19 protein-coding genes are annotated in these 20,238 nt (G+C 64.2%); 16 read left to right on the top strand and 3 right to left on the bottom strand.

From position 1 onward, the window contains the following. The first annotated feature begins 35 nt into the window (after nucleotides 1-35). From QQK16_RS13725 to QQK16_RS13710, 4 genes are all read left to right on the top strand, one after another. Nucleotides 36-1,178 (top strand): branched-chain amino acid ABC transporter substrate-binding protein, encoded by a 1,143-nt coding sequence (locus QQK16_RS13725; protein WP_284197050.1) that lies wholly within the window; start codon nucleotides 36-38, stop codon nucleotides 1,176-1,178. Nucleotides 1,179-1,336: 158 nt separating this feature from the next. Further along, nucleotides 1,337-3,142, top strand: a complete 1,806-nt coding sequence (locus QQK16_RS13720; protein WP_284197049.1) for an aminopeptidase P family protein — start codon at nucleotides 1,337-1,339, stop codon at nucleotides 3,140-3,142. Between the two features lie 290 nt (nucleotides 3,143-3,432). Next, entirely contained in the window at nucleotides 3,433-4,731 is a 1,299-nt protein-coding gene (locus tag QQK16_RS13715) for a sphingomyelin phosphodiesterase (protein WP_284197048.1), read from the top strand. A 109-nt stretch (nucleotides 4,732-4,840) separates the two neighbouring features. Next, nucleotides 4,841-5,773, top strand: coding sequence for a lipase secretion chaperone (locus QQK16_RS13710; RefSeq protein WP_284197047.1), 933 nt, complete (start codon nucleotides 4,841-4,843; stop codon nucleotides 5,771-5,773). 36 nt (nucleotides 5,774-5,809) lie between these two features. Here QQK16_RS13710 and QQK16_RS13705 read toward each other — a convergent pair whose 3' ends face one another. Continuing rightward, nucleotides 5,810-6,964 carry a hypothetical protein gene (locus tag QQK16_RS13705; RefSeq protein WP_284197046.1) on the bottom strand — a complete coding sequence of 385 codons (1,155 nt, stop codon included), beginning with the start codon at nucleotides 6,962-6,964 and terminating at the stop codon, nucleotides 5,810-5,812. A 320-nt stretch (nucleotides 6,965-7,284) separates the two neighbouring features. On the opposite strand from QQK16_RS13705, the gene QQK16_RS13700 reads away from it, so the two are divergent. Then, complete coding sequence (locus tag QQK16_RS13700) at nucleotides 7,285-7,935, top strand: dihydrofolate reductase family protein (RefSeq protein ID WP_284197045.1); 651 nt, start codon at nucleotides 7,285-7,287, stop codon at nucleotides 7,933-7,935. Nucleotides 7,936-7,981: 46 nt separating this feature from the next. On the opposite strand, the gene QQK16_RS13695 is transcribed toward QQK16_RS13700, so the two are convergent. After that, the gene (locus tag QQK16_RS13695; protein ID WP_284197044.1) at nucleotides 7,982-8,905 is read right to left on the bottom strand and encodes an AraC family transcriptional regulator; all 924 of its coding nucleotides are present in this window, start codon (nucleotides 8,903-8,905) and stop codon (nucleotides 7,982-7,984) included. A gap of 452 nt (nucleotides 8,906-9,357) precedes the next feature. Between QQK16_RS13695 and QQK16_RS13690 the strand changes: the two genes are divergently transcribed. Then, nucleotides 9,358-9,966: a bactofilin family protein gene (locus QQK16_RS13690; RefSeq protein ID WP_284197043.1), complete on the top strand. Its 609-nt coding sequence runs from the start codon at nucleotides 9,358-9,360 to the stop codon at nucleotides 9,964-9,966. A gap of 138 nt (nucleotides 9,967-10,104) precedes the next feature. Here the strand turns inward: QQK16_RS13690 and QQK16_RS13685 are convergent, their stop codons facing one another. Then, a complete protein-coding gene (locus tag QQK16_RS13685) occupies nucleotides 10,105-10,524 on the bottom strand; it encodes a RidA family protein (RefSeq protein ID WP_284197042.1) in 420 nt (139 codons plus the stop codon). A 170-nt stretch (nucleotides 10,525-10,694) separates the two neighbouring features. Between QQK16_RS13685 and QQK16_RS13680 the strand changes: the two genes are divergently transcribed. The 10 genes from QQK16_RS13680 to QQK16_RS13635 all read left to right on the top strand — a co-directional run bounded on the left by QQK16_RS13680 (nucleotide 10,695) and on the right by QQK16_RS13635 (nucleotide 20,135). Then, on the top strand, nucleotides 10,695-11,630 hold the full coding sequence (locus tag QQK16_RS13680; protein ID WP_284197041.1) for a LysR family transcriptional regulator: 936 nt from the start codon (nucleotides 10,695-10,697) through the stop codon (nucleotides 11,628-11,630). 120 nt (nucleotides 11,631-11,750) lie between these two features. After that, complete coding sequence (locus QQK16_RS13675) at nucleotides 11,751-12,110, top strand: DUF1801 domain-containing protein (protein WP_284197040.1); 360 nt, start codon at nucleotides 11,751-11,753, stop codon at nucleotides 12,108-12,110. A gap of 230 nt (nucleotides 12,111-12,340) precedes the next feature. Next, on the top strand, nucleotides 12,341-12,886 hold the full coding sequence (locus tag QQK16_RS13670; protein ID WP_284197039.1) for a GbsR/MarR family transcriptional regulator: 546 nt from the start codon (nucleotides 12,341-12,343) through the stop codon (nucleotides 12,884-12,886). Nucleotides 12,887-12,902: 16 nt separating this feature from the next. Beyond that, on the top strand, nucleotides 12,903-13,295 hold the full coding sequence (locus QQK16_RS13665) for a thiol-disulfide oxidoreductase DCC family protein (RefSeq protein ID WP_284197038.1): 393 nt from the start codon (nucleotides 12,903-12,905) through the stop codon (nucleotides 13,293-13,295). 63 nt (nucleotides 13,296-13,358) lie between these two features. Further along, nucleotides 13,359-14,630: an SDR family oxidoreductase gene (locus QQK16_RS13660; RefSeq protein WP_284197037.1), complete on the top strand. Its 1,272-nt coding sequence runs from the start codon at nucleotides 13,359-13,361 to the stop codon at nucleotides 14,628-14,630. After that, complete coding sequence (locus QQK16_RS13655; protein ID WP_308447050.1) at nucleotides 14,630-15,103, top strand: DUF2269 family protein; 474 nt, start codon at nucleotides 14,630-14,632, stop codon at nucleotides 15,101-15,103. The genes QQK16_RS13660 and QQK16_RS13655 overlap by 1 nt, the downstream gene beginning before the upstream one ends. Nucleotides 15,104-15,143: 40 nt before the next feature. Then, a complete protein-coding gene (locus QQK16_RS13650) occupies nucleotides 15,144-16,583 on the top strand; it encodes a TIGR01777 family oxidoreductase (protein WP_284197035.1) in 1,440 nt (479 codons plus the stop codon). Between the two features lie 32 nt (nucleotides 16,584-16,615). After that, complete coding sequence (locus tag QQK16_RS13645; RefSeq protein ID WP_284197034.1) at nucleotides 16,616-17,152, top strand: DUF4166 domain-containing protein; 537 nt, start codon at nucleotides 16,616-16,618, stop codon at nucleotides 17,150-17,152. A gap of 105 nt (nucleotides 17,153-17,257) precedes the next feature. Further along, entirely contained in the window at nucleotides 17,258-17,698 is a 441-nt protein-coding gene (locus QQK16_RS13640) for an SRPBCC family protein (protein ID WP_284197033.1), read from the top strand. After that, nucleotides 17,688-20,135 (top strand): PEP-utilizing enzyme, encoded by a 2,448-nt coding sequence (locus QQK16_RS13635; RefSeq protein WP_284197032.1) that lies wholly within the window; start codon nucleotides 17,688-17,690, stop codon nucleotides 20,133-20,135. The genes QQK16_RS13640 and QQK16_RS13635 overlap by 11 nt, the downstream gene beginning before the upstream one ends. Nucleotides 20,136-20,238: the final 103 nt, after the last annotated feature.

The following is a 20,238-nucleotide window of genomic DNA, read 5'->3' as shown; positions in this document are numbered from 1 at the left end:
CCCACGCAGCAACACCACCAAGAAGAGAGGACAACATGCCACACCCTGCACCCAAGCAATGCGCCCTGATCCTGGCCAGCGCCCTGCTCGCCTCATCAGTTGCCGCTGCCGGCCCCACTACGGTCAAACTGGGCTTCGCCGCCCCGCTCACTGGCCCGCAAGCGCACTACGGTGCCGACATGAAGGCCGGCATCGTGCTGGCGCTGGAAGACATCAACAAGCAAGCCCCCGTCATCGGCGGCTCGCCGGTGAAGTTCGAGCTAATGACCGAAGACGATCAGGCCGACCCCAAGTCCGCCACCAGCGTGGCGCAGCGCTTCGTCGATGCCAAGGTCAGCGGCATCATCGGCCACTTCAACTCCGGCACCTCCATCCCGGCCTCCAAGGTTTACGCCGACGCCGGCATTCCGCAGATTGCCATGGCGACCGCCCCGACCTACACCGCCCAAGGCTTCAAGACCACCTTCCGCGCCATGACCAGCGACACTCAGCAGGGCAGCGTCATGGGCGGCTTTGTCGTCAAGAAGCTGGGGCTCAAGACCATCGCCATCATCGATGACCGCACCGCCTATGGCCAAGGGCTGGCCGACCAGTTCGAGAAAGCCGCCAAGGCTGCCGGCGGCGTGGTGGTACAGCGCGAATACACCACCGACAAGGCTACCGACTTCTCCAGCATCCTCACCAATATCAAGGCCAAGCAGCCGGCGGCCATCTTCTACGGTGGTGCCGATGCCCAGTCCGCCCCGCTGACCCTGCAGATGCGTCGCCTGGGCATCAAGGCGCAGCTGATTTCCGGCGAAATGACCCGCACCGACAACTACCTCAAGCTGACGGGCGACGCTGGCGACGGCGTCATCGCCTCGCTGGCTGGCCTGCCGGTAGAGAAGACACCGGGCGCATCCGAGCTGGTGGCACGGGTCAAGGCACGCTTCGGCGCCGCCGATTTCTACGCCCCCTATTCCTACGACGCCACCATGGTGATGTTCAAGGCCATGAAGGCCGCCAACTCCACCGCCCCCGCCCGCTACCTGCCCTTCCTGGCCAAGACCCGCCATGCCGGCGTCAGCTCGCCCAATATCGCCTACGACGCCCGTGGCGATCTCAAGTTTGGCGACATCACCGTCTACAAGGCCCAGAAAGGCAAGTGGACGGTGCTGGAAACCGTCAGCGGCAGCTGAGCCTCACCTGCCCACCCCGTTTCGGCATCCTCACGGGCTGGCCGCTATCGCTCCGTAGCGTCTTGCCCACCGTGCAGGGTTGACCCCTCCCTGCGCGGTCGCCGACTTGCGGCGGGTCCACAAGGCCCGCCGCACCTTTTTATTCTAGCGAGACCCCGATGAACGCCCCGCTCCACACCGCCACCCAGCACCTTGCCAACCTGCGTCAAGCCATGCAGGCAAACGGCCTGCACGCCTGTATCGTGCCCTCGGCCGATCCTCATCTGTCCGAATACCTGCCCACCCGCTGGCAGGGCCGCCGCTGGCTCAGCGGCTTCCAGGGCTCGGTCGGCACCCTCATCGTCACCGCCGATTTTGCCGGTCTGTGGGTAGACAGCCGCTACTGGGTGCAGGCCGAAGCCGAACTGGCCGGCAGCGGCATCGCCTTGATGAAGACTGATACCGCCGCCAGCACCGCCTATATCCCCTGGCTGGCTGCGCACTTGCCCCCAGGCAGCAGCGTCGCCGTGGCTGGCGAAGTACTGGGCCTGGGCCTGCGCCGCACGCTCAACACTGCCCTCTGCGCCAGCGACATCTCCTTGCGTACCGATATCGACCTGCTCGCCAGCATCTGGCTGGATCGCCCCGGCCTGCCCGCCGCGCCGGTATACGAGCATCTGGCACCCCACGCCGATCTCAGCCGCGCCGAGCGGCTGGCATGGGTCCGCGCCCAAATGCACGAGCAAGGGGCCGACTGGCATTTCATCTCCTCGCTGGACGACATAGCCTGGCTGTTCAATCTGCGCGGCAGCGACGTCAGCTTCAACCCCGTGTTTGTTGCCCATGCCCTGCTCAGCCCCAGCCAGGCCACCCTGTTCCTGGCACCCGGCAAGGTCGATGCTGCGCTGACCGCACGGCTGGCCGCCGATGGTGTCGCCCTGGCCGACTACAACCAGGCGACCCATGCCTTGCGCGCCCTGCCATCCGGCAGCAGCATCTTGCTAGACCCTCGCCGCGTCACCGTCGGCCTGGTCGATACCCTGCCGGCCGGGGTCAAGCGGATCGAAGCCATCAACCCCAGCACCCTGGCCAAGGCCGTCAAATCCCCCGCCGAAGTCGCCAACCTGCGCCTGACCATGGCCCACGATGGCGCCGCCCTGTGTGAATTCTTCGCCTGGCTGGAGGCAGCCCTGGCGCAAGGTCAGCGGCTGACCGAGGTGGACATCGACACCCACCTGACCGCCGCCCGCGCCCGCCGCCCCGGCTTTGTCAGTGCGAGCTTCGCCACCATTGCCGGCTTCAACGGCAACGGCGCCATGCCCCACTACTGCGCCACGCCCGCAAGCCATGCGGTCATCGAAGGCAACGGCCTGCTATTGATCGACTCGGGCGGCCAGTATCTGGGCGGCACCACCGACATCACGCGCACCATCGCCATCGGCGAGATCACCGACCAGCAGCGGCAGGACTTCACCCTGGTACTCAAGGGCGTGATCCAGCTATCGCAGGCGCGCTTTCCCACAGGTACCCGCAGCCCCATGCTCGATGCCCTGGCCCGCACCCCCATCTGGGCCGCCGGCATCAACTACGGCCACGGCACCGGCCACGGCGTGGGTTACTTCCTCAATGTGCACGAAGGCCCACAAAGCATCTCGCCCTACACCGCCCCCGAACCCCATACCGCCATGCTGGCCGGCATGATCAGCTCCAACGAACCCGGCATCTACCGGGCCGGCCTGTGGGGTGTGCGCATAGAGAACCTGATGCACAACATCCCGGCGGGCGAGACCGAGTTCGGCGAATTCCTGGCCTTTGAAACCCTGACGCTATGCCCCATAGACAGCCGCTGCCTGATGCTGTCGCTGCTGCGGGAGGATGAACGCGCCTGGCTCAACCAGTACCACGCCACCGTACGCGAGCGGCTGTTGCCGCTGGTCACCGGTGCCGCACAGCAATGGCTGCTGCGCAGCACCGAGCCCGTCTAGCGCCATCACGCCTAGCCCCGCTGGCCTGCATTGTCTGCAGTGCCAGCCCCCCGGCGATGCACGGGTAAGCCATTAGAGCCTGTTCAAATTCCTTTCGCCGCGTCGCGGCCCGCTGGCCGGCGCGCGGCGAAAGGACTTTGAATAGGCTCCTACATCGCCGCCTCAAAAACGCAACACAAGCTTAGTCATACTTAAATAACACTGTTTTATTTTATATCTCGGTTCTAGAAATAGACCTGCTGCAGACGTCGCATCGCCTACCAGTACTCAACTCGAGGAGATAAAGCATCATGCGCATTACCACCTGGCTGCGTATCGCAGCCTGTACCCTGCTGGCCTCACTGGCCAGTGCCGAAAGCTACGTTTACCTCAGCAACAATACCGCCCAGCCGGTCACGCTCAGCACGGTGCAGACGGGGGACAAAGCCCTGCAGCAAGGCAGCCACTGGGGCCAGTACGAAACCACCATACCGGCCTACGGCACCCGCAAGATACTGTGGATGAACCGCGATCAAGGCATCAGCAGCGGCAAGAACTTCTATTTCGAGACCACCGTCCGCCAGGGCGCACATGCCGTGGTGCTGCAGCAGCGCCTGCAAGGCAAATTCATCGGCAGCAGCATCTGGGCCGCAGCCCGCTCGGCCGATTTCAGCCACCCCTGGTATGCTGACCGCGAGCTGCACAACGGTCGCACCCGCTTCGCCGGCCTGCAGGCTACTCTGTCCTACCGCGCCCAGTTCACCGGCGGCTACGACGACTTCCACTACGTCATCCAGCCCGATGCCACCGTCGAAACCGCCTCGGCCAGCAATGAGTTCAAGATACTGAGCTGGAACATCTGGGGCGTGATCGGCGCCAAGCAGATCTGCGACCGCTGGAGCGACGTCCCCACCCATACCCGCAATTTCGACGCCGTCGTCTTCAGCGAGGCCTTCGATAACGGCTGCCGCGACCAGCTCCGCGCCGCCTTAAGATCAGAATTCCCCTACCAGACCCAGGTCGTGGATAAAGCCAATGTCTACGAGGATGGCGGAGTCTTTATCGTCAGCCGCTGGCCTATCGCTGGCGAACGGCAAATGGTCTACAGCCAGTGCTCAGGTACCGACTGCCTGTCCAACAAGGGCGTCATGGTGGTCGAGATCATCAAACAGGGTAAGGCCTACCATATTGCCGGTACCCACACCCAGGCCTGGAACGGCGCAACCGAACGCAGCGTACGCCTGGCCCAGCTCAGCACCCTGCGCCAGTTCGTCGACCAGCAACGGCCACCCGCTAGCGACGCCCTGTTCTACGCCGGCGATCTGAACGTAGACCGTTACGCCACCGCCGACGACTACCAGCAGATGCTGGGCCTACTCGGCGCCAACCAGCCGGCCATCCAGGGCTACAGCTGGACCTACGACGCCAGCGTCAACAGTCTGGCCAGCGCAGGGCGCGAATACCTGGACTACGTGCTGGTCTCCAACGGCCATCGCCAGCCCAGCCGCAGCGAGAACGAGGTCACGGTCTACCGCAGCATCACGCCCGCCGTCTGGTCCTTGCGTGATCTTTCCGACCACTTCGCCGTCGCCGGGCGCTTCCGCTACTAAGCACCGCCAGCAAAGCCATGGTCTCCCCACCCTCTACGCTGGTAGAGGAATGGGAGGCCACGGCCCCCTGCTCATCGCAAAGCCGCCATCACGCAAAGGCGCCTATCCCATGCCACGCACCCTGCTATTGAGCCTGATCACCGCACTGACGCTGACCCTCTGGTATCTCTGGCCTGTCGCCCAAGCCACCACGACTGCCCCAGCCGCCATCACCCCACCACCGCCCGTGCTTGCATCCAGTACCACCACAGCCATCCCGGCGCTCCCGCCCCAGCAGACCGCAGCCGCCCAGCGCCTGGCAGCCTTGCGCACTGTCCTGGCCGGCCAGCGCAGCTTGCTCGAGCTGCAAGCCGAAGTCCGTCGGGCCTGCAAACCCGCCTGCCCCAACTGGCCCGAAGGCGAACTCAGTGCCCTCAGTCCGCAAGAAGCCCATCTGCTGCGAAGGGCCCTGGCCGCCCACCCCACCATGGAACGCGCCGTGGCCAATCTGGTACAAGACAGCCAAGCCCCCCTGGCCGAGCGGCTGGCCCGCATCAATACGGCCCGCCAGCAGATCGCGGGCACAGAAGTCACCCAGTTGCTCTATGGCGAACAACACGCGCAGATCGCCTTCCAGGCGGCAGTCCAGTCTTTCCTGGCCGGCCCTGCCGCCAGCCTGCCCCCAGCAGCCCGGCAGCAAGCCCTTGATGCCCTGCAGCGCCAACATTACGGCAGCTATTACGATCACCTCACGGCACAGCAAGCGCCCGCAGAAAAACTGCATTGGGTACTAGCCGCCGCCGAACTGGGGCTGAACGCCGCCCAGCGCGATGCCATCCGCCTGCAGCTACGCACCCAGTACCTGGGCGCCGACATGGCTCGCCAACTGGCCGCCCAGGATGCCGACGATGCACGCCACCAGCAGCAGGCCCAAGGCTATCAAGCCGCCCGCGCAGCGCTGGAAACCGCACTCCGCCAACGCGGCGATCCCAGCCGCGACCCGGTACTGGCCGCCGAATGGGAAGCCGGCCTAGCCGCACTCAGGCAGCAGTGGTTTCGCTAGCCCGTCACACGGCAGCCTTGAATGCACACAGCAGTATCAGTCCGACTTGATGCCATGCCTTGCCATCTTCCGCTGCAGATAGGTCGCACTCAGTTTCTGGTATTGGCGTTGCGCCTTCTCCTGCCGTTTCTCATCGCCGCTTTGGTGGTGCGCCATGATCTTGTCTATCTTCGCCTTTTTGCTGGTCCACCAAGTGCCCCCCTTGAAGTTGGAGTCAGCCATCTGGTCAAACTTATGGCTGAAGGTCGCCAGTCCAGCGTTATAGGCCTCTTGATGCGCATTGCTGATATGCCCGAGTTGATCGCTCTTGGAGAACTTGGTGCCGCCAGACTCCCAGTGTGACTTCAGCGCCGAGATGCCAGAATCCTTCAATTTGCCCACCGCCAACCCACCCTTGCCCAGCTGTGGAAACTGCTCCAGCATGGTGGACTGGAAGCGCTTTCCGGCATCCTCGTTGCCAGCCAGCTTCATCCGCCACTTCGCCGCCATGGTCTTGGCTCGCATGGCCGAGCCAATATGGTCCATGCCCACCGCGCGGCCAGCCGTCACGTCTTCCAGAAACGACCCTATCGCAATACCACCCAGCGGTGATGACTTGGCGGTTTCCTTGGTAGACAGGCCCAAGGAAGGAAAAGCACTGACCTTGGCAGAGGCATGGTAGGGTGCATCCCCCTCCTGCACCGGCGACAACTGCTTGATCACCCGGCTTTCCAGCGTGGCCCGCTCCAGCGAGAGATCAACCGGCAGCACGCTATGTGTCACGATCTTCTGCTGCCGTTTTTCCTCGGCCTCCTTGTTCTTCTGCGCGTCCTTGGTCTTCTTGATGGCCTTGGGCGTAGATAGATAGGCCGACGGCGCACTACTGTTCATCATGCCCTGGGTCAGCTCCGTGGTGGAATGGGTCATGATGCTGAAACTGGCGCCGATCTTGTGTACCTCAGCCTTACCGCTCGCCCCCTGCAGATTGAGGGCCACCTTGGTGCGGACGCTTTCATCGCTATTGCCACGCATCCGGATGATGGCGTCGGAAAACTCCTTGCCCGTCTTGACCGGTGGCGTCCGTGGCTTACCCAGGTCACTCGTCTTCTGGCCGGTAAAATTAAAGGGATTCACCGCCGTCAGCGGCTTGAGCTTCTTGTGGCCGGTGTCACCGCCTGAACTACCATGGTCGTCACTGGCTTTGCGCTTCACGTCATACCCCCATTCAGGCTATTAGATCGTCGAGTGCAATGGGCTTGCAATGCGCATGCCACCCCCGCCCAAGACATTCCCAATCCAGCCCCAACCGAGTCGCTCAGACTCGGGTAAGCGCACATAGCTGAATGAATGTGGGTTGTTTTATACCCATGACGGGTGGTGTATTACCCGTCCGCCTGCCGATGACAGCGCATGGCTATGACCTACTCGCACCACAAGGCCCAAAGGGGTTCAGGCCAATGATGCGCAGTAGACTCCGACTTTGCGTCTAGACTCCCTTATAGCTACGCCGACACATGTAAACAGGGGAAAACATGACACGAGTTCGCGTTGAGAGCTTCACCATCTCACTCGACGGATACGGCGCGGGGCCCGATCAAGACATCAACAACCCGCTCGGCGTGGGTGGGGCAGAGCTGCACCAGTGGCTAATCCCCACCCGCACCATACAGCGTGCCCTGTTCGGCAAGGACGGCGGCACGACCGCGGTGGACGATGATTTCGCCGCCCGAGGCTTCCAGAATGTCGGTGCCTGGATACTTGGGCGGAATATGTTCAGCCCCATCCGGGGCGCTTGGCCAGACACCAGTTGGCAAGGCTGGTGGGGAGATAGTCCGCCGTATCACGTCCCGGTATTCATCTTGACCCATCATGCTCGCGCCCCCATCGAGATGGAAGGCGGCACGACCTTCCACTTCATCACAGGCGGCATACACGAAGCGCTAGCCCAGGCTCGTGTAGCCGCAGCCGGCAAGGACGTGCGCATCGGCGGCGGGGCTGCCACCATCCAGCAGTACCTTCGCGAGGGCCTGATAGATGAGTTACACATTGCCATCTCGCCTATCCTGCTAGGCGAGGGTGCCGCGCTGTTCGCAGGGTTGGACTTGCGGGCCCGAGGATACGAATGCGTTGAGTTCGTCCCGTCAGAGAAGGCCACGCATGTCGTCCTGCGGCGCCGGGCCTGAGTATGCTTGCCGCCGGCAACGTCGAAGGCTGCGTCCGCCGTTCGGACTAAGCCGGCCGTACCGGCAAACACAGCTCGCAGTTGAACACCTGCGTCTCCGGGTCGTATTGGGCATCGGCCGGATAGTGCTCGAAACAAGGTCTGTTGTCGCACTGCATGCCGCTGGATGGCAGCCAGTCACGCAGCAAGGTCAGCCAAGCATCGCCGATATCTGCCCCGGTGCCCTCGAACCTGGCCACGGCATAGCAGCCACCAGGCAGACTGGATAGCACGGCGCTGCCGCTGGCCACATAGTCGTCCGGCACAACAACAGCCGCGTCGTAGCGGCATTTATCCGGCGCAGTGACGCTGGGGTCGTCGTGGCCTATGCCGTAGCACGATCGCCCGGTCAGCCCCGCAGCAGCCAGCCATGGAATAAAGGTCTGCGCCCAGAAGCGGCTCACGCCGGGGCCATAAGGGCCGATATAGCGTTGATAAGCGATCTTGCAGGCAGATAGTTGCACGATGCGGACTTGCATATGGGCCTCCCAGGCTTTGAATGAGTCCGCATCATCGCCATTTCCCTCCTGGCCAGCCTGATCGAGCTTGCGCTGCACTTGATCCTGCTTGCGCATCTGTTGCGCGCGCCGGGCCTGCATCTCCTCCAGCAAGGCTTGCGCGCGTTCCGCCGCCCCCTTGCGCCAACTGGTCGGTGTGCAGCCAAAGCGCGCCTTGAAGGCCCGGGTAAATGCCTCCGGCGACCCAAACCCTATCGACAGCGCCACTGCCAGGATGGCCTGATCGCCATTGCACAGCAGCAAGGCGCCTCGCTCCAGGCGGCGGCGCCAAAGGTAGTCGCCCAGCGTCTCGCCCATCCACGCCGCAAACAGCCGGTGGAAATGATAGGGAGAAAAGTGCGCCACCGCGGCCACCGTCTCAAGGTCCAGCGGCTCCCCCAAATGACGATCGATATAGTCCAAGACGCTATTCATGCGCCTGCCGTATTCACGCCGGCTTTCACGCCATGTCATGCCCTAACTGCCCTCCTGCCTCGGTCAGGCCCGCATCATGCCAGCGCCAGGCGCCACACACCAAACCTCGCCAGGATCGGCAACACCCAGTTCGATCATCGGCACCTCAAAAAGGCCGTCCCTGGCCACAGCCCAGCATCGTCATGTCGCCACCACACGACAATGCTTTACGCTGCTTTTTCATGAACTTATCCAAAACGCCCCGCCAATGCGTCGCCTCTACCCGACAAATCCCTGGCCCAAGTGCGCCTCATCGCCGCACCTGTACGGCCATCTCGCTGATACGACAGGCATAGCGCCTGGTGGCACGGCTTTTGTATGGCTCAGGCGCTCACCCCGTTCTGCGGGGTGCAACACTGGCGCCGCGGAGCCCGAGCCTCGGTGCATTCCTGCTCCCATCACCAAGGAACGCCATGTTCAACAAGACCAGTCCACTCGCCCGTCACAACGCCAATGGTCAGGAGAGCGACAACCGCACCAGCAGCCCCTCCACCCCCAGCCAGCGCAGCGTAGGCAGCGCCTATTCCGGCCTGGAACTGGGTAGCACCCCGCCCAAGCCAGCGCCCGAACCCATTGCAACAACGCCCGCCGCCAAAATCGATGGCGACAGCCCCAGCCAGCTCAGCGTCGGCCCCAATGTCAAGCTCAAGGGCGCCGAGATTCTAGATTGCGACACCCTGGTGGTAGAGGGCCGAGTCGAGGCCACCATGGACAGCCGGGTGCTGCGCATCGCCGAAAAAGGCGCCTTCTCCGGCAAGGTCAGCATCGACATCGCCGAGATACACGGCCACTTTGATGGCGAGCTGACCGTGCGCCAGCAACTGGTGGTCCACGCCACCGGCCGGGTCAACGGCACCATACGCTACGGCAAGATGCTGGTAGAGGAAGGCGGCGAGCTATCAGGCGATGTCCGCTCGCTCAATGCCCAGGCCACCCGGCCCGAAGGGCTGCAGCGCACAGAAGCACGCCCGGTACAGGTTGAGGCCGCCAACAGCAAGCCCCTGAACGGCACGCTAGGCTAGCAAGCACACCCGGTGCAGCGCCCGGCCTGCCCCGGGCGCTGCCAGGTCGGCCTACCATAGTGTAGCCAGGCCTGCGACAGGTGATACGCTCCCCCGCAGCCAGATACCCTTTCAAACGCCTAGTGGGCATCATTCGGGCTAGCCCCGGCCCCCCTGGACGGAGGCCGACTCAGGCAGCCTGGCTATCACCTTGATCTCAAACTGGTAGCCGTACAGCCAGGTCACCCCTACACCAGTCAGCGTCGGATGCGGCGCCCCACCCCAGCATTCCGAGAACACCTGCCAGATGAGCTCAAAATTCTGGGCAGGATCGACGATAAAGACCGTCACATCGACCACATCCTCGAAAGTGCAACCCGCAGCCGCCAGGATGGCATCCAGATTGTCGAACGCAAGCCTGACCTGGGCTGCCAGTTCAGGCTCAGGATTACCATCGGGCCGGCTGCCGACCTGCCCCGACACAAACAGAAAACCGTTGGAGCGCACCGCTGGCGAATAGCGGTTCTGTTCATACAGCGCTTGGCGCTGGGCAGGGAAGACAACATCCCGTGCAGACATGGATCACCTCCTGGTGCTGGGTCGAGTCAGATAGCACCGGGCGAGAGGACCGGCATCGCTGATCGAGCAGATAAGGCGATTCTAGGAATTCGCCCTAGGCGAATAAACACCAAAGACGCACAATGACTGTTTGCATTAAGCAAACAATTAGTTGCACATCAGAGGTGACCATGGACCGATTCGACGCACTGCAGGCCTTCACCCGCGTAGTGGAGGCAGGGAGCTTCACCAAGGCGGCGCAGACGCTACATATCAGCAAGACCACGGTGACTCAGTTGATCCAGCAGCTGGAGGCACGCCTGCGCGTCAAACTGCTACATCGCACTACACGCAAGGTTCAACTGACCAGCGAGGGGGCCACCTACTACCAGCATGTGGTGCGGCTACTCGCCGATCTGGAAGAGGCTGATGCCAGCCTATCGAGCGCTGTCACTTCGCCCAAAGGACGTTTGCGGGTGGACGTACCCAGCCCTTTCGCCCTGATGATACTGATGCCGGCCCTGCCGGACTTCCACGCCCGCTATCCCGATATCCAGCTGGATCTGGGTGTCAGCGACAGGATGGTGGATGTCATAGCCGACAATGTGGACTGCGTACTGCGTGGCGGCGAACTGCCAGACTCCGCCTTGATTGCCCGCCGCATAGGGGTATTACAGTTTGGCGCCTACGCAGCACCAGGCTATCTGGCGCGCTCGGGCACGCCATTGCACCCAGCAGAGCTGGAAGACACGCACCACCGTGTCGTGGGCTTTCTGCGTGCCAGCAACGGCAAGGTTGCCCCCGTCACACTGTGGCGAGCAGACGAGCGCATCGAGGTGCAGGGCCGCTACACCGTCGCCCTTGATGACGGCAACGCCCATCTGGCTGCGGGCCTGGCCGGCATGGGCGTCCTGTGGCTGCCGCACTATATGGCCGAGACACATGTGGTACAGGGGCGCCTGACCCCGCTGTTCGAGGCCTGGTGCTCCGCACCCATGCCCATGCACCTGATGTACTCACCTAACCGCCATGTCAGCGCACGGCTTAGGGTATGGATAGATTGGCTGACGGAGCTGATGGCCCATCATGCGCCGAGCGTTGCTCCGCAAAACACTCAGCGCCGCTAGAAAATCCGGCTTACACCCCCTGCAGCATCAGGCCAAGATATTTCCTCGCTATTTTCATGGGCCCGTTGATGGCGTAGATTGCGGCCAGCTAAACCAAGCACCCCCACACCAAGGTCCTATATGAGCACTGATCGCGTTGCAAAGCTGCTGGACGACATCCGCGCCCTAGATGAAGCGCGCTACACCCTGGTACAAACCCTGCGCGAGGCAGTGCTGAGCCTGGGCGTCGGCGTAACCGAGGAAGTGAAATACGGCGGCCTGTTGTTCTCTGCGGGCAAACCATTCTGTGGTGTTTTCTCTTACGCCAAGCATGTCTCGCTGGAGTTTAGCGACGGCGCGGCACTGCCCGATCCGCACCAGGTGCTGGAGGGCGAAGGTAGGCTGCGCCGCCATATCAAGCTCTCTGCCATCCAGGATATCCAGGCCAAGCAGGTACATACCTATCTGGGGCTGGCATACCAGGCTGCAGCCCCAGCTTGAATAGGGCCGCCGCAATAGGCCCGGCGCAGCGAACGGGCTAGCGGCGCAGACCGCCTGGCCACCCCGCGGCTGCCGCACCGGCCCCCTTCATCCCTCATCCTGCTTGGTTCCAGCGCTTGCCACCACAATAGGCAGCCCCCTCCCGCCTCCTCCCCGCCCATCAATCCAGCTTGACCCGGCTGCCTGTTTCGTATTTAATTTCTGTAACGACAGAAATTACTGAATACATCATGAAGCTCAGCCCCACCGCACAGAAATACATCCTCCACTGGGGCGAAATGGGCACCCGCTGGGGTGTCAACCGCACCGTCGCCCAGATCCACGCCCTGCTCTTCCTCAGCCCACATCCGCTGCATGCCGAGGAAATCAGCGAGACCCTGGGCGTCGCCCGCTCCAATGTCAGCACCAGCCTCAAGGAGCTGCAGAGCTGGGGCCTGACCCGGGTGACCCACAATCTGGGCGACCGCCGGGATCACTTCGTGGCCCATCAGGATGTCTGGGAAATCTTCAGGGTGGTGATGGAAGAGCGCAAGAAGCGCGAGCTGGACCCGACCCTGACGGTACTGCGCGAGTGCTCGCTGGAAGCCGATGGCGACCGCGAACTCGATGCCGTCACCCGCGCCCGCATGGATGAGGTACTGAGCTTTATGGAAGACCTGATGCGCGCCTACGAAGACTTCAAAGGCCTGCCTCCCCCCACGCTCAAGCGCTTTTTGAAGATGGGCGGCAAGATGGCCCGCTTCCTGAGCACCGATGACAGCAACGACCTACCCTGACAAGCGAGTAAGCACCATGACTACCCTCACCCTGTTCTACGATAGCCGCTGCCCCCTCTGCGCCGCCGAAATGCGCCGCCTGGCCCGACTGGATAGGCACGGCCGCCTGGCTTTCAGCGATATGCACGCCGAAGGCTTCGACGCCGCCCGCTACGGCGTCACCCTTGCAGCCCTGGATGCCGAACTGCATGGCCTCGATGACCAAGGCAGGATGCTGGTCGGCATCGACTGCATCGCCGCTGCCTATACTGCGGTAGGCCGGGCCTGGCTGGTATGGCCGCTGACCATAGGCGTCACCAAGCCCCTGTGGCGCAGCCTGTACCGCTGGTTTGCCCGCAACCGCTACCGTGCCAGCGAAATGATGGGCTTCACCTGCACCGATGGCGTCTGCGCCACTCGCTATCGCTAAAAAATTTGGCAATCTATTTCTGTCTTTACAGAAATTGCCGCAACGAAAACACCCGGAGCCATCATGGACATCCTGCTTACCGGCGCCAGCGGCCTAGTTGGCAGTGCTTTGCTCCCCCGGCTCCTGGCACAGGGCCACACGGTACACGCCCTGTGCCGTCGCCCCCCTGCCAACACGGCAGCAGTCGGCCAACTGCACTGGCATGCCGCCGATATGGCCACACTTCTGAACGAAGACGACTGGCTACCGCTGCTGGACGGCATCGACCTGGTCATCAACACCGTGGGCATCTTTGCCGAGACCGGTAGCCAGACTTTCGCCCACCTCCACACCCAGGCCCCCATCGCCCTGTTCAACGCCGCCATCGTGGCCGGGGTGGAACGGGTCATCCAACTCTCGGCCCTGGGTGCCCACCCGCAGGCCGCCACCGCCTACTGGCGCAGCAAGGCCGCGGCCGATGCCGTGCTGCGTACCGCACCGCTGGACTGGGCCATCGTGCAGCCCTCGCTGGTATACGCCGACCAGGGCAGCAGCAGCACCCTGTTCCGCCAGATGGCGGCCCAGCCCTGCCTGCTGGTGCCAGCCGATGCCGGCCCGGTACAGCCCATCCATCTGGCCGATCTGGTGGATACCTTGCTCCAGTTGATCCACCGCCCCACCCTCGGCCGCATCACCCTGGCAGCGGTCGGCCCGCAGGCCTTGCCCTGGCATGATTACCTGCAGGCGCTGCGGAGCGGCATGGGCATGGCGCGCGCCCCCGTCATTGCCCTCCCGGCCCTTTGGGTAAGCGGCATCAGCCACTTGGCCGCCCTGTGCCCAGGCAGCCTGCTCAACCCAGCCAGCCTCAGCATGCTGCGAGCCGGCAGTTGCGCTGATGCCGGCCCCATCCAGCAGTTGCTGGGCCGCCCCATGCACCCACCACCGGCCTACAGCCATCCCGCCCTGCGCAGTGCAGCCGTCATCGCCGCTTGGCAGCCCTGGCTACGCCTGGCCTTGGCGTTCGTCTGGCTACTGACGGCAATCGTTTCCATCCAGCAAGCGCCGCTGGGACTGCAACTACTGGCCGATGCTGGCCTGCCCGCCGCCTGGCACCCGGCAGCGCTCTGGGGCGGCGCAGGGTTGGATCTGATCCTGGGCCTACTCACCCTCAGCCATCCCCATCGCCGGCTATGGCAGGCACAGATCGCGCTGATCCTGAGCTACACCCTCTTTATCAGCCTACTTCTGCCGCAATGGTGGCTGCACCCCTTCGGCCCCATCAGCAAAAACCTGCCCATCCTGGCCCTGCTGGGCTTGCTGACCGCCCTTACTCCCGCCACCCGCAAAGCGAGCTGATCATGGACTACCTCACCCTCAAGTGGCTGCACATACTCTCGGCCACCTTTATGTTCGGCACCGGCTTTGGCACCGCCTTCTATATGTTCTTTGCCAACCGCAGCGGCAATGTCCAGGCCATCGCCGTGGTCACCCGCTGGGTTGCCCGCGCCGACTGGTGGTTCACCACCCCCGCCGTCATCATCCAGCCGCTCTCCGGAGTGTGGATGATCCACCTGGCCGGCTTCCCCATGGATTCGTTCTGGATCGTCGCCTCCATCGCCCTCTACGCCCTGGCCGGCGCCTGCTGGGTGCCCGTGGTGTGGCTGCAGCTCCGCATGCGCGACATGGCCCAGCACGCCGCACGCGACAACACCCCGCTGCCGCCCAGCTACTGGCGTTACGAACGAATCTGGACTGTACTCGGCTTCCCCGCCTTCAGTGCCCTGATCGTTGTCTACTGGCTGATGGTGCACAAGCCCATGGCCTGGTAAGGGCTCGCTTTTCCAAATACTGCTTCATAGGAAACACATCATGTTTGCCACACCATTGGACTGGGTCCTCAACCTGCTGATACTGCAGGGCTTGATGGGCGCCTTCGATACCCTGTACCACCACGAACTGACCGTCGGCTTGCCGCAGCGCCCCGGCGCCCGCAAGGAGCTGACCCTGCATGCCGTCCGCGCCCTGCTCTACGGCGTGGTCTTCGCCGCCCTGGCCCACGTAGGGTTCCATGGCCTCTGGGTTGCGGCCATTGCCGCCCTGGTGCTGGTCGAAGTCGGCCTCACCCTGTGGGATTTCGTGGTGGAAGACAACAGCCGCAAGCTCCCCAGCACCGAACGCGTGTTGCATACCGTGCTGGCCATCAACGGCGGCGCCCTGTTCGGGCTGTATGCCTGGCAATTGGCCGACTGGGCCAGCCTGCCCAGCGCCCTGGTCAGCCTCGATACCGGCTGGCGTGGTTGTCTGCTCAGCCTGTTTGCTGCCGGCATAGCCCTCTCGGGCGTGCGCGATGCACTGGCCGCCCGCAAGCTGGGGCAGGCCGCCGCCACCCCCAACCCGTTTGCCGACCTGCCCCATCAAAGGGTGTTGGTAACCGGTGGCACCGGCTTTATCGGCGAAGCCCTGGTATCGCAGCTGCTGGCAGCCGGCCACAATGTCACCGTGCTGGCGCGTGATCCCCTGAATGCCGCCTATCTGTTTCACGGCCGCGCCCGCTGCGTGCCCGCGCTGGACCAGTTGCACAGCGCCGAGCAGTTCGACGCCATCATCAACCTGGCCGGCGCACCGGTGGTCGGCCCACGCTGGAGCCCCCAGCGCAAGGCGCAATTGCTGGCCAGCCGGGTGGGCACCACCCAGGCCCTGCAAGCGTGGCTGGCAAGGGCCACCCACAAGCCCGCCACTTGGATACAGGCGTCGGCCATAGGCTACTACGGCGTGCGGCCGGCCGACGAGCTGCTGCACGAAGACAGCCGCGCCGGCCAGGGTTTCATGACCGAACTGTGCGCCCGTTGGGAGGAATCCGCCCAGCCTGCGCAGCGCCAGGGCCTGCGCCTGGTCACCCTGCGGCTAGGCCTGGTGTTCGGCCCCGGCGGCGCCCTGCTTCCCCTGCTGCTGCCCCATCGCTTCGGGCTGGGTGGCCGCATGGGCAATGGCCGCCAGATCATGAGCTGGGTACACCGCGACGATGTACTAGGCATGATCGCCAGAGCACTGGGCGACGGCACCATGCAGGGCACCTACAATGCGGTCGCGCCCGAGGCCATCAGTCAGGCCGACTTTGCCCAGACCATAGGCAGACTGATGCATAGGCCGGTTTTCCTGCACCTGCCGGCCGCCCCCTTGCGCCTAGTCATGGGCGAGATGGCCCAGCTGTTCTTCGATGGCCAGCGCGTTGTGCCACACCGCCTGCAGTCGCAAGGTTATGTCTTCCGTTATCCCACCCTGGCAGGCGCCTTGCGGGCGCTGATCTGAAGCCCGCCTACCCAGCCAGCGACTAGCCCACCATGCCCACGCTCTACCAAACCGCCCTCGGCCCCGACTACCGCCACCTGCCCCCGCTGCTGCAAGCCTTCCATGACCAGCCAGGGCCTTGGTGGCGCGGCCAGGTCGATGTCAGCTGGAGCCCCTGTCCCCTGCTGCGCAGCCTGCTCTGGCTGGCACGCCTGCCCGCCGAAGGCAAGCAGCTGGCTATTGCCGTGCGGCTGGTGGCGCAGGGCCAAAGTGAATCCTGGCAGCGTTACTTCGGTAGCCGTGCCATGGTCTCGCAACAGCGCCAGCACCCCATGGGGCTCAGTGAATCATTCGGCCCCCTGCGTCTGCTGCTGCGCAACCAGGTAGACGCCTACGGCCTGCATCAGCGCAGCCACCACACCCGCTTTTTGGGCCTACCCCTGCCAGCGTTCCTGTCGCTGCAGGTACAGGCACGCGAATGGGCGGTGGCCGACCGCTTCCATTTTGATGTCACCATCGGCCTCGGCCCACATCGCTTGCTGCACTATTGCGGCTGGCTGCAACCGGAGACAGAGCCAAGCCCAGCGTAGCGGTTCTGGCCAGACGCGCCATCGCAATCGCGCGCAGCAGGCAGTACACAAGTACGACAAGCATGTGCAACAACGTCGGAAGTGTTTTATAAGAGGGTCAACGCCATGCCCATCGTCGAACATCGCGCCACCCTGCGCTGCAGGCAGGCCATCGCCTTCCATACCTCCCAGGACTACGCCCTGCGCCAGCAGTGGGATCCCTTCGCCGCCAAGCTAGAGAGCGAGTCCACCACCGATGGTCGCCGTATCATCACCGTCACTGCTTGGCACGGCATGACCATGGTGGTCGAGTACGTCGCCTGGCTACCGCCGGAACGGGCCGCCATCAGGATGCTGAAAGGTCCGCGGGTACTGGCCACCTTTGCCGGCACCTGGGCATTTGTCGAGACCGGCGAGCAGCAAGTCACCGCCAACTTCCGCTACCAGATCAAGGCTGCACGTGGGTGGGGCTGGTTGGAACCCTTGATGCTGCGGTACTTCAGCTGGGAAACAAAACGCCGACTGCAGGCCCTGCAACGCTATCTGGAACACACCCGTGAGTGCTAAACCCATCCTTTACCTGCTGGCCGGCAATGGTGGCGCCGCCGACTGGTGGAATGATGCCCTGCCCTATTTCCGCCACTACCATCCCCAGCCGCTGGAGCTGCCCGGCTTTGGCGACAACCCGGCGCCACCGCTACCCGATCTCGCCAGCTATGCCGAAGCGCTGCTGGCCGCCACCCAGCCCGGCAGTCACATCTTCGCCGTCGGGGTCAATGCCCTCCTGGTCATGCATGCACTGGCCCGCCGGCCCGGCCATTTCCAGCGCACTGTGCTGCTGGCCCCGGTTGGCGCCTTCCTCTGGCAACGTCGCCTGCCGGCCCTGATGGCACCCAAGCCTATGCGCCTGCTGGCTTACTGGCTGTTGGCCTACAAACCGCACTGGCTGGCACACAAGTTTTCGCGCCAGCGCTGGTCCGCCACCCAATACCGCCGCATGGGCATGGGCTATCGCCGCTGCCGCGCCTTCCTGCCCTATTGGGACATGGTAAGGGCCGATACCGCCCTGCCCCTGCTGGAATGGATCAACGACAGCATGGAACTGGTCTGGGGAGAGCACGATGCCATGCTGGGCCGCGAGCAGGCCTCGGCCTGGTCGGCCATCCTGGCCCGGGCAGACCTGCACGTCAGCATCCAGCCCGGCTGGGGCCACTACCCCTGGATAGACCAGCCAACCGAATTCGTCGCCTGGCTGGAATCCGGCCAGCGAGGCTTCGTGGCCCACGGCAAGGGCGGCCGGCTGCAACTGGCTGCGCTCGCCGGCCTGCCGGTACCCACCGCCGTCAGCGTCAACCACGCCGACGATCCACGCGTGGCCGCCTTGCTAGCCAGCCAGCCCGACGCCACCTGGGCCGTCCGCTCCTCCAGCCACGCCGAGGATCAGGCCGACCAGGCCAATGCCGGGCTCTCCACCACCTATCTCCAGCTCCCCAGAACCGCCGTCGCCGAGCATATCGCCCTGCTGCGCCAGTCTGGTGTGGAAGAAGTGGTCGTGCAGCGCTTTGTCGCCCCCGTGCTCTCGGGCATCGCCTTCGTCCGCCATCTGGCCGCCGAGGTCGAATGGGTGGAAGGCCATCTTGCCGGCCTGGCCGACGGCCAACTGAATCCCCAACGCGCCATCCTGTCACGGCTGGGTGGCGACTGGGCCAGCCGCCACTTCCCCACCCAACATGGCCTCAGCCAGCAGGCACTGTGGCAGTTCCTGCAGGCAGTACTGCATGCCTTCCACTATGTGCATGGCGATGTGGAATGGGCCTGGGACGGCCGGCAACTCTGGCTGCTGCAATACCGGCCCATCAGCGACTACGGCTGGCGCCGCCATCTGACCGCCGCCAATATTGCCGAAATCCTGCCACCGCAGCCCAGCCGCCTGGTCGAATACGCCCAGCGCCGCGCCGCCGGCAGCATACCCGCCATCATGGCCCGCTGGGATGGCCGGGTGCTGCAGGATGCCGAGCCCTTTACCGCCCGCTATGGCGATGCCTCCTACATCAACAACGACCTGTTCCTGGCACGGCTGGCCGACTGGGGCCTGCCCTCGCAGCGCTACGCCGACGAGGTCGGTGGCAGCGCCCCCAAGCTGGGGCTAAGGCCAGCCAGATTGCTGCGCCAGCTGCCCTTGTTCTGGCGCATGCAGCAACGCAGCCGCGCCGCCCTGCCCGATCTCGCCGCCGGCCTGCAGCGCTTTGATGCCGAGCTGGATCAGCTACGGGCCCAGGCAGCCAACGGCCAGCAACTGGCAGACTGGTTCTGCCGCTTCTATGTGTTTGTGGTGCAAGGCAATCTCTGCATAGGCACCGCCCTGGCCGGCAGCGGCGGCAGCTTGTTGGGCCGTCCAGCCACCGCCTACGCCACGCTGGGCCACGCGCCCCACCGCCTGCCGTGGGAGACCGACCCCGCCACCCCAAGACCCGCCTACACCGCCCTGCCCCTGCAGCCTTTCCCGCGCTGGACCGGTGCCATCCAGCTAGCCCACCGCCTGGGCCTGCCCGGCATGCGCGGCTACTATCTGCAGGTACGCGAGTGGTACCGCGATAACCTCATGCGCATCTTTTTCCGTTTGCACCACGCCATGCCCGAGCCCGACCGCGCCTATTGGTACACCCCACATCCTGCCAGCCGCACCCAGCCGGGCGCCTTCTGGCAAGACGGCCAGGCCGACCACACACAGGCGCAGGGTTTCGTCATCTATCCCGGTGCCGCCGAGGGCATACTGGGCCAGGACATCCTGCTGGAAGCCACCCTGGACCCCGGCCGCCATGCCCACTACCGCGAAGCCCGCGCCGTCATCGCCCTTATGGGTGGCCGCCTGTCGCACGGCGCCACCCTGCTGCGCGAACTACGCAAGCCCGCCGCCGTGCTACCCCAGGTCGATCCCACCTGGGTGGGGCAAGCCGTGCGCTACCGCGACGGCCAGCTCAGCCTGATGTCGGCCATCCATTGACCCGACCACCACGCAGCATAGGCTTGATGGGGGAAAGCTGAGCTGTCGGACTCGCCACACCGCACTGGCCAAAGACGATCAATGTCTTAGGAAAGCAAACCGA

The sequence above is a fragment of the Chitinimonas prasina genome (genome assembly GCF_030160395.1).
GTDB classification, from domain to species: domain Bacteria; phylum Pseudomonadota; class Gammaproteobacteria; order Burkholderiales; family Chitinimonadaceae; genus Chitinimonas; species Chitinimonas prasina.
The sequence above is the reverse complement of the archived record's forward strand: the minus strand, read 5'-3'. Positions and strand labels throughout refer to the sequence as shown.